The following is a 15,113-nucleotide window of genomic DNA, read 5'->3' as shown; positions in this document are numbered from 1 at the left end:
TGCCCACAGACCACCTGGAGGTGTCGAATGGCTGACCCGAAGGGCTTCCTCAAGGTCACCGAGCGCGAGCTGCCCAAGCGGCGTCCCGTGCCGGTCCGCATCATGGACTGGAGAGAGGTCTACGAGCAGGGCGACCCTGCCCAGCTCCGGCGACAGGCCGGCCGCTGCATGGATTGCGGCATCCCGTTCTGCCACCAGGGCTGCCCGCTCGGCAACCTCATTCCCGAGTGGAACGACCTCATGTACCGCGGCGAGGGCCGCGCCGCCATCGAGCGACTGCACGCCACGAACAACTTCCCCGAGTTTACCGGCCGGCTCTGCCCGGCTCCCTGCGAATCGGCCTGCGTGCTCGGCATCAACCAGCCGGCCGTGACCATCAAGCAGGTCGAGGTGTCGATCATCGACCAGGCCTTCGGCAACGGCTGGGTGCAGCCGCAGCCGCCCGGGCGCCTCACCGGCAAGACCGTCGCCGTCGTCGGCTCCGGTCCCGCCGGACTCGCCGCGGCCCAGCAGCTCACCCGCGCCGGTCACACGGTCGCCGTGTTCGAGCGTGACGACCGCATCGGCGGCCTGCTCCGCTACGGCATCCCCGACTTCAAGATGGAGAAGAAGCACCTCGACCAGCGGCTCGCGCAGATGACGGCCGAGGGCACCCGGTTCCGCGCCGGCGTGAACATCGGCGTCGACATCACGTGGGAGCAGCTGCGCGAGCGCTACGACGCCGTGGTGGTCGCCACCGGCGCGATCGTGCCGCGAGACCTGCCGATCCCCGGACGCGACCTCCCGGGCGTGCACTTCGCCATGGAGTACCTCACGCAGTCGAACCGCCAGCTGGCAGGCGACCAGGTGTTCGACCAGATCACCGCCGAGGGCAAGCATGTCGTCGTGCTCGGCGGCGGCGACACCGGTGCCGACTGCATCGGCACCGCGCACCGCCAGGGCGCCCTCTCGGTCACGAACCTCGCGATCGGCAAGGAGCCGGGCACCACCCGGCCCGCCGAGCAGCCGTGGCCGATGCACCCGACCGTGTTCGAGGTGCAGAGTGCGCACGAAGAGGGCGGAAACCGCCACTTCCTCGCCTCCACCGTCGAGTTCCTCGCGAACGAGGTCGGTGAGGTGCGGGCCATCCGCGTCGCCGAGACCGAGTACCTCGACGGCCGACGGGTTCCGAAGGCCGGCACCGAGCGGGAGATCCCCGCCGATCTCGTGCTCCTCGCGCTGGGCTTCACGGGCCCAGAGACCCGCGAGCTCGACGAGCAACTACAGCTCCCCGCCACCGAACGCGGCAACATCGCGCGCGACGCCGACTACGCCACGGCGCAGTCGGGCGTATTCGTCGCCGGTGATGCCGGACGCGGCCAGTCGCTCATCGTCTGGGCGATCGCCGAAGGCCGCGCTGCGGCATCCGCGGTCGACCGGTACCTTGAAGGCGAGACCCTGCTGCCTGCCCCGATCCCCGCGACGGCGCACGCGATCTCCATCTGAACCAGGGCGCGCCACCGGGCGCGTCGCACGACCATGACCACGACCCAGCGCCACGGCGCGGAACACCGGGAGCAATACACATGAGACGAGCGAAGATCGTCGCCACCCTCGGGCCGGCGACATCGAGCTATGAGCAGATCCGGGCGATCATCGATGCCGGCGTCGACGTCGCTCGCATGAACCTCAGCCACGGCACCTACGACGTGCACGAGGGGGTGTACCAGAACGTGCGGAAGGCCGCCAACGACTCCGGACGTGCCGTCGCCGTGCTCGTCGACCTCCAGGGGCCGAAGATCCGGCTCGGCAAGTTCGAGGGCGGCCCCTACGACCTCGCCGCCGGTGACATCTTCAAGATCACCACCGACGACATCATCGGCAACCGCGAGATCGTCGGCACCACCTTCAAGGGTCTGCCGAACGACGTGAAGCCCGGCGACTTCCTGCTCATCGACGACGGCAAGGTGCGCGTCGAGGTGCTCGAGACCGACGGCACCGTCGTCACGACCCGCGTGATCGTCGCGGGACCCGTCTCGAACAACAAGGGCATCAACCTGCCCGGCGTCGCCGTCAACGTGCCGGCGCTTTCCGACAAGGATGAGGCCGACCTCCGTTGGGGCCTCGAGCTCGGCGCCGACCTCATCGCGCTGTCGTTCGTGCGCAACGCCTCCGACATCGAGCGCGTGCACGAGATCATGGACGAGGTCGGCCGCCGTGTGCCGGTCGTGGCCAAGATCGAGAAGCCGCAGGCCGTCGACGCGCTCGAGGAGATCGCCGAGGCGTTCGATGCGATCATGGTCGCCCGCGGCGACCTCGGCGTGGAGCTCCCGCTCGAGGCCGTGCCGATCGTGCAGAAGCAAGCGGTCGAGATCGCCCGCCGTCTCGCGAAGCCCGTCATCGTGGCGACGCAGATGCTCGAGTCGATGATCCACAGTCCCGTGCCCACGCGCGCCGAGACCTCCGACGTCGCGAACGCGGTGCTCGACGGTGCCGACGCGGTGATGCTCTCGGGCGAGACGAGCGTGGGGGAGTACCCCGTCATCACGGTGCAGACCATGGCGCGAATCGTCGAGTCGACCGAGCAGCACGGGCTCGACCGCATCCTGCCGCTCGGCACGAAGCCGCGCACGCAGGCCGGTGCCATCACGCTCGCCGCGGTCGAGGTCGCCGACTTCGTCGAGGCGAAGTACCTCTGCGTCTTCACCGAGACAGGGGAGTCGGTGCGACGGATGTCCCGCATCCGCTCGGTCATCCCGATCCTCGCCTTCACCCCCGATCCGGCCATCCGTCGCCGCATGGCGCTCAACTGGGGCGTCGAGTCCTACGTCGTCGACCGAGTCACCCACACCGACCAGATGGTCGGCCAGGTCGACGACGTGCTCGCGAAGACCGGCAAGGCCGCGGTCGGCGAGACCGTCGTGATCATCTCGGGCTCCCCTCCCGGCATCCCGGGCACGACCAACGACGTGCGCGTGCACCGCGTCGGAGACGTGCTCTAACTCCGACTCGCGCAGAGCCGGTCCCGACTCGGGGCCGGCTCTCGACGTTCCCAGAAGCTGCCAGAATGCGAGGGTGGCCGTGGAGTTCGAGTGTCGTACCCGCCTCGCGATGGGCGTCCAGGAGGCATTCGATCGATCGCGCAGCATCGACGCCCACACGGCGTCAATGTCGGCGTCGCGCGAGCGCGCCGTCGCGGGCGTGACGTCGGGGCTGATCGGCCTCGGCCAGGAGGTGACGTGGCGGGCGTGGCACTTCGGGATGCCGATACGCATGACGAGCAGGATCACGCAGATGGAGCCGCCGACATCGTTCGTCGACGAACAGGTGCGCGGGCCGTTCGCGTCGTTCAGCCACGAGCACCGATTCGCGCCCGATCCCGACGGTGGCACGATGATGACCGATCACGTCCGGTTCACCGCGCCGCTCGGCATCGCGGGCCGTGCCGCCGAGTTCGTGGTCGGGCCGTACCTGCGCCGCCTCATCGAACGCCGAAACGCCTATCTCCGCGATGGCGCCGAGCTGTGACGCGCGATCATATGGTGCCGGTGGTGGGGGTCGAACCCACACGCCCTTTCGGGCAAAGCATTTTGAGTGCTCCGCGTCTGCCATTCCGCCACACCGGCCAGAGGCCCCGCCCAGAATACCGTAGGCTTTCCTGCGTGACAGACACCGAATCAACCCAGCCGGCACCGCGCCGCGTCGTCGTGGCTGAAGATGAGTCGCTCATCCGCCTCGACATCGTCGAGATCCTGCGCGACAACGGCTTCGAGGTCGTCGGCGAGGCGGGTGACGGCGAGACCGCGGTCGCGCTCGCGACCGAGCTTCGGCCCGATCTCGTCATCATGGACGTCAAGATGCCCCAGCTCGACGGCATCTCCGCGGCCGAGCGCCTCTCGAAGGGCCACATCGCCCCGGTCGTGCTCCTCACGGCGTTCAGCCAGAAGGAGCTCGTCGAGCGGGCGAGCGAGGCGGGCGCACTCGCCTACGTCGTGAAGCCGTTCACGCCCAACGACCTCCTCCCGGCGATCGAGATCGCCCTCGCCCGCCACGCGCAGATCATCGCGCTCGAGGCCGAGGTCGGCGACCTCGTCGAGCGCTTCGAGACCCGCAAGCTCGTCGACCGCGCCAAGGGCCTGCTCAACGAGAAGATGGGACTCTCCGAGCCCGAGGCGTTCCGCTGGATCCAGAAGGCATCCATGGACCGGCGCCTCACCATGAAAGACGTCTCGCAAGCCATCATCGAGCAACTCGCAGCCAAGAAGTAGGCAAGAACCGATCAGCGGATGCCGCGGCGACACCTTGTCGCCGCGGCATCCGCTGTCTCGTCACCGGTTCGAAACGACCGTCGGGCGGTGTCGTCGGCCGCTTGTAGTCTTGGTGGGTGCCGGACGCAGATAAGCCCACCCTCCTCGTCGTCGATGGTCATTCACTGGCCTTCCGAGCGTTCTACGCCCTTCCCGTCGACAGTTTCACCACTCGCGACGGCCAGCACACGAACGCCATCCACGGCTTCCTGTCGATGCTGCTCCTCCTGCTGGCGAACGAGAAGCCGACGCACCTCGTCGTGGCGTTCGACATCTCGCGATTCTCGTTCCGCACGCGCGAGTTCGCCGAGTACAAGGGCACGCGTGGCGACACCCCGCCCGAGTTCAAGGGCCAGGTTCCGCTGCTGCAAGACGCCCTCAAGGCGATGGGCGTGCGCACCCTCGAGAAGGAGGACTACGAGGCCGACGACATCCTCGCGACCCTCGCCGCACGCGGCCGTGCCGAGGGCTACCGGGTGCTGCTCGTCTCGGGCGATCGCGACACCATCCAGCTGGTGAACGACGACGTCACACTGCTCTACCCGAACACGCAGGGCGTCTCGCAGCTGAAGCGCTACGACACCGACGCGGTCATGGAGCGCTACGGCATCAGGCCCGAGCAGTATCCCGACATCGCGGCCCTGGTGGGCGAGCCGAGCGACAACCTCATCGGCATCTCGAAGGTCGGCGAGAAGACCGCGGTCAAGTGGCTCGGGCTCTACGGCGACCTCGAGGGCATCCTCGAGCACGCCGACGAGATCAAGGGTGTCGTGGGGCAGAACCTGCGCGACCAGAAAGAGAATGCAATTCGCAACCGCCGGCTGAATCGTCTCGTCGACGATGTCGAACTCGAGGTGGCGCTCGACGAGCTCGTGGCCAAGCCGATCGACATCGAGTCGGTGCGGCCGATCTTCGAGCGGCTCGAGTTCCGCACCCTGTTCGAGCGCCTGAAGAAGATCGCCGCGGGCGAGGCGAACGGCAGCGCCGGGGCGCCCGCCCCGGCAGAGGTCGTCGAGACGACACCCGAGGTAGCGGCGCCGACCGCGCCCACGCCGCGAACGTTGCTCGATGAAGAGCTCGCCGCCTGGCTCGAGAAGGCCGTCGCCGCCGAGCCTGCGGGCCTCGGGCTCAGCCTCGAGGTCATCGACGGCCGGGTCATCGGCGCCGGCATCGCGACCTCCGACGAGACGGTGCAGCTGCCGTGGCAGCCCGGGCGCGCCGACTACGCACCGTTCGAGGCCTGGCTCGCGAGCGACGCGCCGAAGATCATGACCGACGCGAAGTCGCAGTTGAAGGCCGTCACGCGATCGGGGCTCGAGTTCGACGGCCTCGTGGTCGACACGCTCGTCGCCGGCTGGCTCGTGCGCCCGATCCTGCAGGAGAAGAATCTCGCCGACCTCGTCTCGCGCCACCTCGGCGAGACGGTGCCGCAGGGCGACCCCTCGCAGCTCGTGCCCGAAGAGGGCACCGACTCCGGCGCTCCCGAATACGCGTGGTACTCGCTGCGATTGGCTCCCGTGGTACTGCGAGCGCTCTCCGAGAGCTCGCGGCGTCTCCTCGCCGACGTCGAGATGCCGCTCGTGCCGGTGCTCGCGGCGATGGAGCTCCGCGGCGTCACCGTCGATCACGCCGAGCTCGCGGGGCTCTCCTCCGAGCTCGGCGACCGCGCCGCGGGCCTCGCCGAGGCGGCCTTCGCCGAGATCGGTCGCGAGGTGAACCTCGGATCGCCGAAGCAGCTGCAAGAGGTCCTCTTCGATCAGCTCGGCATGCCGAAGACCCGTGCCACGAAGACCGGCTACACGACCGACGCGAGCGCCCTCGCCGACCTGCAGGAGTCGAACCCGCATCCGTTCCTCGGCTTCCTGCTCGAACATCGCGATGCGACCAAGCTCCGCCAGATCGTCGAGTCCCTCGACAAGGCCATCGGCTCCGACGGCCGCATCCACACGAGCTACGGGCAGATCGGGGCGGCGACCGGGCGCATGTCGTCGAACGACCCGAACCTGCAGAACATCCCGATCCGCACCGAAGACGGTCGTCGCATCCGCAAGGCCTTCCGACACGGGCCGGAGTACACCGAGCTCCTCACCGCCGACTACTCGCAGATCGAGATGCGCATCATGGCGCACCTCTCGGGCGATCCCGGGCTCATCGAGGCGTTCAACGCGGGCGAAGACCTGCACCGCTTCGTCGGTGCTCGCGTCTTCGGCGTCGACCCCGCCGATGTGACGCCGGTCATGCGCACCAAGGTGAAGGCGATGTCCTACGGCCTCGCCTATGGCCTGAGCGCGTTCGGCCTCTCGAAGCAGCTCCGCATCGACCGGGCCGAGGCGACGACGCTCATGAAGGAGTACTTCGAGCGGTTCGGCGCCGTGCGCGACTACCTGCGCGGCGTCGTCGAACAGGCCAAGCTCGACGGATACACCGAGACCATCTTCGGTCGTCGGCGACCGTTCCCCGAACTCGCGAGCCCGAACCGGGTGCACCGCGAGAACGCTGAGCGCGCGGCGCTCAACTCGCCCATCCAGGGCTCGGCCGCCGACATCATCAAGATCGCGATGGTGGGCGTCGAGGGCGACATCGCAGCGAAGGGGCTCGGCAGCCGCATGCTCATGACCGTGCACGACGAGCTCATCTTCGAGGTCGCCGACGGCGAGTCCGAGGTGCTCGAAGCCGTCGTCCGCGATCGCATGGCGCACGCCGCCGAGCTGCTCGTGCCGCTCGACGTGCAGATCGGCCGGGGCGCCAATTGGGAGGATGCGGCGCACTGAACCGCGTACATACGCGCCGGGGCATCCGTCGGCGATCGACCGGGCCAGATGCCTCGTGCGGCGTCGGCGGCGTGTCATAGGCTCGCTGCATGGCATTCCCTGAGCGCACTCCGACCGACGTCGACCGCATCGCAGAACAGTGGGTCGACACCGCCGTCGAGTTGAACCCCACGTTGGGCACCTACATCGGCCGCAAAGACGTCGACTCGCGGTTCGGTGACTACTCGCCCGAGGGCCTCGAGCGCTCGGCCGAGGCCGTCCGGCGCACAATCGCGCAACTCGATGCCGCGACGCCGGCCGATGACGTCGATGTCGTGACCATCACCGACCTGCGCAGCGAGCTCGCGCTCGACCTCGAGGCGCACGAGGCGGGCCTGCCGCTGCGCGACCTCAACGTCATCGCGAGCCCCGCCCAAGAGCTCCGCGAGATCTTCGACCTCATGGCCACTGACGACGCCGACGACTGGGCGACGATCTCGACTCGACTCGGCGCCCTTCCCGCCGCCCTCGACGGTTACACCCAGACGTTGCGGCTCGGCATCCAGCGCGGCATCGTGCCCGCGAAGCGACAAGTGCGCGAAGTGGCAGTGCAGGCGCACAAGCTCGAGCGCAACGACGGGTTCTTCGCCGAATTCGTCGGAGGAGCGTCCGACGAGCTGCCCGCCGGGCTCCGCGCCGATCTTGCGGGCGGGGCGGCCGAGGCGGGGGCGGCCTATGCACGGTTCGCGGAGTTCCTCGAACAGGAGCTCCTGCCGGCAGCCGTCGACCACGACGGGGTCGGCCGCGATATCTACGCGCTCCAGTCGCGCCGGTTCCTCGGAGCGGTGATCGACCTCGACGAGACCTACGAGTGGGGCATCGAGGAGCTCGCCCGCATGGTCGCCGAGCAGGAGTCGATCGCGCGCGAGATCGTGCCCGGGGCATCCGTCGCCGAAGCCATCGCGTTCCTCGACGGCGATGCGAGCCGCAAGCTCCACGGCACCGACGCGCTGCAGCGGTGGATGCAGGAGACGAGCGACCGCGCGGTCGACGAGCTCGGCGCCACGCAGTTCGACATCCCCGCCGAGATCCGCACCCTCGAGTGCATGATCGCGCCCACGCAAGAGGGCGGCATCTACTACACCGGCCCGACCGACGACTTCTCGCGGCCCGGCCGCATGTGGTGGTCGGTGCCAGAGGGCGTCACCGAGTTCGACACGTGGCGCGAGCTCACGACCGTGTACCACGAGGGGGTGCCGGGGCATCACCTGCAGGTCGGGCAGGCGGTCGTGAACCGCGGGCAGCTGAACACGTGGCGGCGCCAGCTTGCGGGCACGTCGGGTCACGCCGAGGGATGGGCGCTCTACGCCGAGCGGCTCATGCAGGGTCTGGGGTACCTCGACGACCCGGCAGACCGGCTCGGCATGCTCGACGGCCAGCGCATGCGCGCCGCCCGAGTCGTGCTCGACATCGGCGTGCACCTCGGCAAGCAGCGGCCCGACGGCCTCGGCGCGTGGAACGGCGAGTACGCCCTCGAATTCCTCTCCCAGAACGTCAACATGAACGAGGGATTCATCCGTTTCGAGGTGAACCGCTACCTCGGGTGGCCCGGACAGGCGCCCTCGTACAAGGTCGGCCAGCGCATCTGGGAGCAGCTGCGCGACGAGGTGGCGCGTCGCGAGCGCGCCGACTTCGACATCCGCGAGTTCCACCGCCGCGCACTGAACCTGGGCGGTGTGGGGCTCGACACCCTGCGCTCGGCGCTCCTCGGCTGAGGCGCCGATGAGCGTACCGGGGCCAGCACGAGCGGGGCAGTGAGCGGCTCGGTTGCCGCACGGGGAGCGCTTCCGTTAGGATGGAGCGTCACTCGTGTGACATCCCTGTCCGCATGCCCGTCGCGGAACCAACATAACGCTCTACCACGCGACGGGCTCGATTTTGTCCTTTACGGAGCATTCACTACATGACAACCGCAACGACCAAGGCACCCAAGCAGGTCGCGATCAACGACATCGGATCTGCTGACGATTTCCTCGCCGCGGTCGAGAAGACTTTGAAGTTCTTCAACGACGGCGACCTCATCGAGGGCACCGTCGTGAAGATCGACCGCGACGAGGTTCTCCTCGACGTCGGCTACAAGACCGAGGGTGTCATCCCCTCGCGTGAGCTTTCGATCAAGCACGATGTCGACCCCAGCGAGGTCGTCGGCGTCGGCGACACCGTCGAGGCCCTCGTTCTCCAGAAGGAGGACAAGGAAGGCCGCCTCATCCTGTCGAAGAAGCGCGCTCAGTACGAGCGTGCATGGGGCGACGTGGAGAAGATCAAGGAAGCCGATGGCGTCGTGACCGGTTCGGTCATCGAGGTCGTCAAGGGCGGCCTGATCGTCGACATCGGCCTTCGCGGCTTCCTGCCGGCCTCGCTCATCGAGCTGCGTCGCGTCCGCGATCTCACGCCGTACCTCGGCCAGGAGATCGAAGCGAAGATCCTCGAGCTCGACAAGAACCGCAACAACGTCGTGCTCTCACGCCGTGCGCTCCTCGAGCAGACGCAGTCCGAGTCGCGTTCGACGTTCCTCGCGAACCTCCACCCGGGCCAGATCCGCAAGGGCGTCATCTCGTCGATCGTCAACTTCGGTGCGTTCGTCGACCTCGGCGGCGTCGACGGTCTCGTCCACGTCTCCGAGCTCTCGTGGAAGCACATCGAGCACGCCAGCGAGGTCGTCGAGGTCGGCCAGGAGGTCACCGTCGAGGTGCTCTCCGTCGAGCTCGACCGCGAGCGCGTCTCGCTGTCGCTCAAGGCGACGCAGGAAGACCCGTGGCAGGTCTTCGCCCGTACCCACGCGATCGGCCAGGTCGCCCCGGGTAAGGTCACGAAGCTCGTTCCGTTCGGTGCGTTCGTTCGCGTCGCCGACGGCATCGAGGGCCTCGTCCACATCTCCGAGCTCTCGGGCAAGCACGTCGAGCTCGCCGAGCAGGTCGTGTCGGTCGGCGAAGAGGTCTTCGTCAAGGTCATCGACATCGACCTCGAGCGTCGCCGCATCTCGCTGAGCCTCAAGCAGGCCAACGAGGGTGTCGACCCCGAGGGCACCGAGTTCGACCCGGCGCTCTACGGCATGCTCACGGAGTACGACGAGCAGGGCAACTACAAGTACCCCGAGGGCTTCGACCCCGAGACCAACGAGTGGCGCGAGGGCTTCGAGTCCCAGCGCGAGAAGTGGGAGCAGGACTACGCTGCCGCCCAGGCTCGCTGGGAGGCGCACAAGAAGCAGGTCGCTCAGGCGTCTGTTGCTGCCGCTGCCGACGACTCGTTCACCTCGAGCGCCGCATCGTTCACGAACGAAGCGGCCGGCGCGGGCACCCTCGCCGACGACGCGTCGCTCGCGGCGCTGCGCGAGAAGCTCTCGAGCAACAACTAGTCGCAATTGCACGACGGAAGGCCGGTCCCTCAGGGGGCCGGCCTTCCGGCGTTCACGGGGCAGATGACGGATGCCGCGATCGCCGTGCACGCCGACGGCGCACGAACGCCCACCGTCGCGCCGAGTGTCGCACGGTTAGAGTGGGTGTCGTGTATCTGATCGGTCTCACGGGCGGAATCGCCTCCGGAAAGTCCACCGTCGCGCGCCGACTCTACGAACACGGGGCGGTGCACATCGACGCCGACCAGCTCGCGCGTCGGGTCGTGGAGCCGGGTACCCCGGCCCTCGCGGCGATCGTCGCGGAGTTCGGCGACGGCGTGCTGCGGTCCGACGGCTCGCTCGATCGCGTGAAGCTCGGTGAGCGCGTGTTCGGCGACCCAGAGGCGCGGGCGAAGCTCAACGCCATCGTCCATCCCGCGGTGCGAGAGCTCTCGGCGCGGCTCATCGCGAAGGCCGAGGCCGAAGACCCCGACGCGGTCATCGTGTACGACGTGCCACTGCTCGTCGAGGCATCCGTCGACCACCCGTTCGACCTCGTCGTCGTGACGAGTGCGCCGCGGCGCACCCAGGTGCAGCGGCTCGTCGAGGAGCGCGGCCTCGATCCGATCCAGGCGGAGGCGCGCGTCGACGCGCAGGTCGACAACACGGCACGGCTCGCGATCGCCGACGTCGTCATCGACACCGACGGCACCCTGGCGCACACGATGAGCCAGACCGACGCGCTCTGGCGCCGCATCGTCGAGGAGCGCGCCCGGCGGTAGTGTCGGCGGGCGATCCTAGACTGGACAGATGCAGGCAACACGTTCCGTCCGCCCGTTCGAGGTCGTGAGCGACTACCGTCCCAGCGGCGACCAGCCGGCGGCCATCGCCGATCTCGCGGCGCGCATCAACGCCGGTGAGACCGACGTGGTGCTCCTCGGCGCCACCGGCACCGGCAAGTCGGCGACGACGGCATGGCTCATCGAGCAGGTGCAGCGGCCCACGCTCGTGCTCGCGCACAACAAGACGCTCGCGGCTCAGCTCGCCAACGAGTTCCGCGAGCTCATGCCCAACAACGCCGTCGAGTACTTCGTGTCGTACTACGACTACTACCAGCCCGAGGCCTACGTGCCGCAGACCGACACCTTCATCGAGAAGGACTCGTCGATCAACTCCGAGGTCGAGCGGCTGCGACACTCGACCACCAATTCGCTGCTCAGCCGGCGCGACGTCATCGTCGTCTCGTCGGTCTCGTGCATCTACGGCCTCGGCACGCCCGAGCAATACCTCGGCGCGATGATGCCGCTGCAGGTCGGCCAGCGGGTCGATCGCGACTGGCTCATCCGCAAGTTCGTGTCGATGCAGTACCAGCGCAACGACGTCGACTTCTCGCGCGGCAACTTCCGGGTGCGCGGCGACACGATCGAGATCATCCCGATCTACGAAGAGCTCGCGATCCGCATCGAGATGTTCGGCGACGAGATCGAGGCGCTCTACAGCCTGCATCCGCTCACCGGCCAGGTCGTGGCGAAGCTCGACTCCGTGCCGGTCTTCCCCGGGTCGCACTACGTCGCGAGCACCGAGGTCATGCAGCGCGCCATCGGCACGATCCGCATCGAGCTCGAAGAGCGGCTCGCCGAGCTCGAGCGCGAGGGCAAGCTGCTCGAGGCGCAGCGCCTGCGCATGCGCACGACCTTCGACCTCGAGATGATGGAGCAGATCGGATTCTGCTCGGGCATCGAGAACTACTCACGCCACATCGACGGGCGCGCGCCCGGCGAGGCGCCGCATTGCCTCCTCGACTACTTCGCCGACGACTTCCTCGTGGTGATCGACGAGTCGCACGTCACCGTGCCGCAGATCGGTGCCATGTACGAGGGGGATTCCTCGCGCAAGCGCACCCTCGTCGAGCACGGATTCCGGCTGCCGAGCGCGCTCGACAACCGACCCCTCAAGTGGGACGAGTTCAAGAACCGCGTGGGCCAGACCGTCTACCTCTCCGCGACCCCCGGGCGCTATGAGATGGGCATCGCCGACGGCATCGTCGAGCAGATCATCCGCCCCACCGGCCTCGTCGACCCGCAGATCGTCGTCAAACCCTCGAAGGGCCAGATCGACGACCTCCTCGACGAGATTCGCACGCGTACCGAGCGCGACGAGCGCGTGCTCGTCACGACGCTCACGAAGAAGATGGCCGAGGAGCTCACCGACTTCCTCACCGAGGCTGGCGTGCGTGTCCGGTACCTGCACTCCGACGTCGACACGCTCCGCCGGGTCGAGCTGCTCACCGAGCTGCGCGCTGGTGTCTACGACGTCCTCGTCGGCATCAACCTGCTCCGCGAGGGCCTCGACCTGCCCGAGGTCTCGCTCGTCGCGATCCTCGACGCCGACAAAGAGGGCTTCCTCCGCTCGTCGACCTCGCTCATCCAGACGATCGGGCGCGCGGCCCGCAACGTGGCAGGCGAAGTGCACATGTACGCCGACGTCCTCACCGACTCGATGAAGTCGGCGATCGATGAGACCACACGTCGCCGCGACCGGCAACTCGAGTACAACCGGGTGAACGGTATCGACCCGCAGCCGCTGCGCAAGCGCATCGCCGACATCACCGAGGTGCTGGCGCGTGAAGAGGCCGATACGGCCGCCCTGCTCGCGGGCCGTGACGCCAAGCGCAAGGCGCCCGTGCCGAACCTCCGGCGGCAGGGGATCGCGGCCGAGGGCGCCAACGATCTGGAAGACCTCATCCGCGACCTCAACGAGCAGATGCTCGAAGCCGCGGGCGAGTTGAAGTTCGAGCTCGCCGCGCGGCTTCGCGACGAGGTCTCCGACCTCAAGCGCGAGCTGAGGCAAATGGAGAAGGCCGGCCACCTCGGCTGAGGGGAGTGCCGCGCCCTGATGAGCGGGCGTTTCGAACCGTCGATCGAACGTATGTTCGCTCAGAGCGCGTGTGATCGAGGCATCCGTGTCGGTGGCCCTCTCTAGACTCGAAGGGTGCCAGTTTCACGTCTCGATGCCCATTCGCACTTGAGTGTCCGCGGGGCCCGCGTTCACAATCTGCAGAACGTCGACGTCGAGATCCCGCGCGATGCGATGGTCGTCTTCACCGGCCTGTCCGGTTCGGGAAAGTCCTCGCTCGCCTTCGACACGATCTTCGCCGAGGGGCAGCGCCGCTACGTCGAATCGCTGTCGGCGTACGCCCGCCAGTTCCTCGGCCAGGTCGACCGTCCCGACGTCGACTTCATCGAGGGGCTCAGCCCGGCAGTCTCGATCGACCAGAAGTCGACCAACCGCAACCCGCGGTCGACGGTCGGCACGATCACCGAGATCTACGACTACATGCGCCTGCTCTGGGCGCGCATCGGCGTGCCGCACTGTCCTGTCTGCGGTGAGCGCATCCAGCGCCAGACCGTGCAGCAGATCGCCGACCAGCTCATGGAGCTGCCCGAGGGCACCCGCTACCAGGTGCTGAGCCCGGTCGTTTCGAAGAAGAAGGGCGAGTTCGTCGACCTCTTCCGCGACCTCTCGGCGCAGGGCTACACGCGCGCGGTGGTCGACGGCGAGGTCATCCGGCTCGACGAGCCGCCGGTGCTGAAGAAGCAGGTGAAGCACGACATCTCGGTCGTGATCGACCGTCTCGTCGCCTCACCCGACGTGCTCGGCCGGCTCACCGACTCCCTCGAGACCGCGCTCCGGCTCACCGACGGACTCGTGCAGGTGAACCGAGTCGACGAAGAAGGCCCGGCTGCGTGGAGCAGCTTCTCCGAGAAGCTCTCGTGCCCCAACCAGCACCCGATCCAGCTCACCGAGATCGAGCCCCGCACCTTCTCGTTCAATGCGCCGTTCGGCGCCTGTCCCGAGTGCTCCGGCCTCGGCACCCGCATGTCGGTCGACGAAGAGCTCCTGCTCGGCGACCCCGCGCTCAGCATCGCCGAGGGCGTCATCCTGCCGTGGACCTCGCAGGGCAAGAGCCTCTACAACTACTACGAGAAGCTGCTGCACGGCTTGGCCCGACAGCTCGACTTCTCACTCGACACCCCATGGGAAGAGCTCGACCTCGAGGCCCGCCAGGCGGTGCTCCGCGGCGACAACTTCGAGGTGAAGGTGCGCTGGCGCAACCGTTACGGCCGCGAGATGAGTTACTCCTCGGGCTTCGAGGGCGTCGTGCCCTACATCGAGCGCCAGTACCTCCAGGCCGAGACCGACGTGCAGCGAGCGCGCTGGTCCGAGTACCTCCGCGAGGTGCCCTGCCCCGTGTGCGACGGCAAGCGGCTGAAGCCCGAGGTGCTCTCCGTGCTCGTGCACAACGCGAGCATCGCCGACGTCGGCCTCCTCAGCCTCACCGATGCACGAGCCTTCATGGATCGCCTCGAGCTCACCGACCGCGAGCAGGCCATCGGCGCGCAGGTGCTCCGAGAGATCAAGGTGCGGCTCGACTTCCTCATCCGTGTCGGACTCAGCTACCTCGACCTCGCACGCGCGGCAGGCACGCTCTCGGGCGGCGAGGCGCAGCGCATTCGCCTCGCGACCCAGATCGGCTCCGGGTTGACGGGCGTGCTCTACGTGCTCGACGAGCCCAGCATCGGGCTCCACCAGCGTGACAATCGGCGACTGATCGACACACTCATCGCGTTGCGCGACCTCGGCAACACCCTCATCGTCGTCGAGCACGACGAAGACACCATC

10 protein-coding genes and 1 tRNA gene are annotated in these 15,113 nt (G+C 68.0%); 10 read left to right on the top strand and 1 reads right to left on the bottom strand.

Annotated features, from left to right (window positions below):
* Nucleotides 1–27: 27 nt before the first annotated feature.
* From QFZ26_RS00055 to QFZ26_RS00045, 3 genes are all read left to right on the top strand, one after another.
* Nucleotides 28–1,485, top strand: a complete 1,458-nt coding sequence (locus QFZ26_RS00055; RefSeq protein ID WP_307038446.1) for a glutamate synthase subunit beta — start codon at nucleotides 28–30, stop codon at nucleotides 1,483–1,485.
* A gap of 80 nt (nucleotides 1,486–1,565) precedes the next feature.
* Nucleotides 1,566–2,981 (top strand): pyruvate kinase, encoded by a 1,416-nt coding sequence (pyk, locus tag QFZ26_RS00050; RefSeq protein ID WP_307038444.1) that lies wholly within the window; start codon nucleotides 1,566–1,568, stop codon nucleotides 2,979–2,981.
* 73 nt (nucleotides 2,982–3,054) lie between these two features.
* Nucleotides 3,055–3,507: an SRPBCC family protein gene (locus QFZ26_RS00045; RefSeq protein WP_307038442.1), complete on the top strand. Its 453-nt coding sequence runs from the start codon at nucleotides 3,055–3,057 to the stop codon at nucleotides 3,505–3,507.
* A gap of 12 nt (nucleotides 3,508–3,519) precedes the next feature.
* On the opposite strand, the gene QFZ26_RS00040 is transcribed toward QFZ26_RS00045, so the two are convergent.
* Nucleotides 3,520–3,605 (bottom strand) — tRNA-Leu (locus tag QFZ26_RS00040).
* Between the two features lie 36 nt (nucleotides 3,606–3,641).
* Here QFZ26_RS00040 and QFZ26_RS00035 point away from each other — a divergent pair.
* From QFZ26_RS00035 to uvrA, 7 genes are all read left to right on the top strand, one after another.
* Nucleotides 3,642–4,247, top strand: a complete 606-nt coding sequence (locus QFZ26_RS00035; RefSeq protein ID WP_022892009.1) for an ANTAR domain-containing response regulator — start codon at nucleotides 3,642–3,644, stop codon at nucleotides 4,245–4,247.
* A 116-nt stretch (nucleotides 4,248–4,363) separates the two neighbouring features.
* Nucleotides 4,364–7,057, top strand: coding sequence for a DNA polymerase I (polA, locus tag QFZ26_RS00030; protein WP_307038440.1), 2,694 nt, complete (start codon nucleotides 4,364–4,366; stop codon nucleotides 7,055–7,057).
* An 89-nt stretch (nucleotides 7,058–7,146) separates the two neighbouring features.
* Nucleotides 7,147–8,811, top strand: a complete 1,665-nt coding sequence (locus tag QFZ26_RS00025; protein ID WP_307038437.1) for a DUF885 domain-containing protein — start codon at nucleotides 7,147–7,149, stop codon at nucleotides 8,809–8,811.
* 188 nt (nucleotides 8,812–8,999) lie between these two features.
* Nucleotides 9,000–10,451, top strand: a complete 1,452-nt coding sequence (gene rpsA / locus QFZ26_RS00020) for a 30S ribosomal protein S1 (protein WP_307038435.1) — start codon at nucleotides 9,000–9,002, stop codon at nucleotides 10,449–10,451.
* A gap of 149 nt (nucleotides 10,452–10,600) precedes the next feature.
* A complete protein-coding gene (coaE, locus tag QFZ26_RS00015; RefSeq protein WP_307038433.1) occupies nucleotides 10,601–11,212 on the top strand; it encodes a dephospho-CoA kinase in 612 nt (203 codons plus the stop codon).
* A gap of 28 nt (nucleotides 11,213–11,240) precedes the next feature.
* The gene (uvrB, locus tag QFZ26_RS00010; protein WP_307038431.1) at nucleotides 11,241–13,307 is read left to right on the top strand and encodes an excinuclease ABC subunit UvrB; all 2,067 of its coding nucleotides are present in this window, start codon (nucleotides 11,241–11,243) and stop codon (nucleotides 13,305–13,307) included.
* A 114-nt stretch (nucleotides 13,308–13,421) separates the two neighbouring features.
* Nucleotides 13,422–15,113, top strand: a 1,692-nt coding sequence (gene uvrA, locus QFZ26_RS00005; RefSeq protein WP_307038429.1) for an excinuclease ABC subunit UvrA, incomplete at its 3' end; no start/stop codon positions are given.

It is taken from the genome of Agromyces ramosus (assembly GCF_030817175.1).
GTDB classification, from domain to species: Bacteria; Actinomycetota; Actinomycetes; order Actinomycetales; family Microbacteriaceae; genus Agromyces; species Agromyces ramosus_A.
The sequence above is the reverse complement of the archived record's forward strand: the minus strand, read 5'-3'. Positions and strand labels throughout refer to the sequence as shown.

What these genes read in the sequence shown, in the direction of transcription:
- QFZ26_RS00025 (WP_307038437.1), top strand. Translation starts at nt 7,147, where the DNA reads ATGGCATTCCCTGAGCGCACTCCGACCGACGTCGACCGCATCGCAGAA.
- rpsA (WP_307038435.1), top strand. Translation starts at nt 9,000, where the DNA reads ATGACAACCGCAACGACCAAGGCACCCAAGCAGGTCGCGATCAACGAC.
- QFZ26_RS00055 (WP_307038446.1), top strand. Translation starts at nt 28, where the DNA reads ATGGCTGACCCGAAGGGCTTCCTCAAGGTCACCGAGCGCGAGCTGCCC.
- pyk (WP_307038444.1), top strand. Translation starts at nt 1,566, where the DNA reads ATGAGACGAGCGAAGATCGTCGCCACCCTCGGGCCGGCGACATCGAGC.
- uvrB (WP_307038431.1), top strand. Translation starts at nt 11,241, where the DNA reads ATGCAGGCAACACGTTCCGTCCGCCCGTTCGAGGTCGTGAGCGACTAC.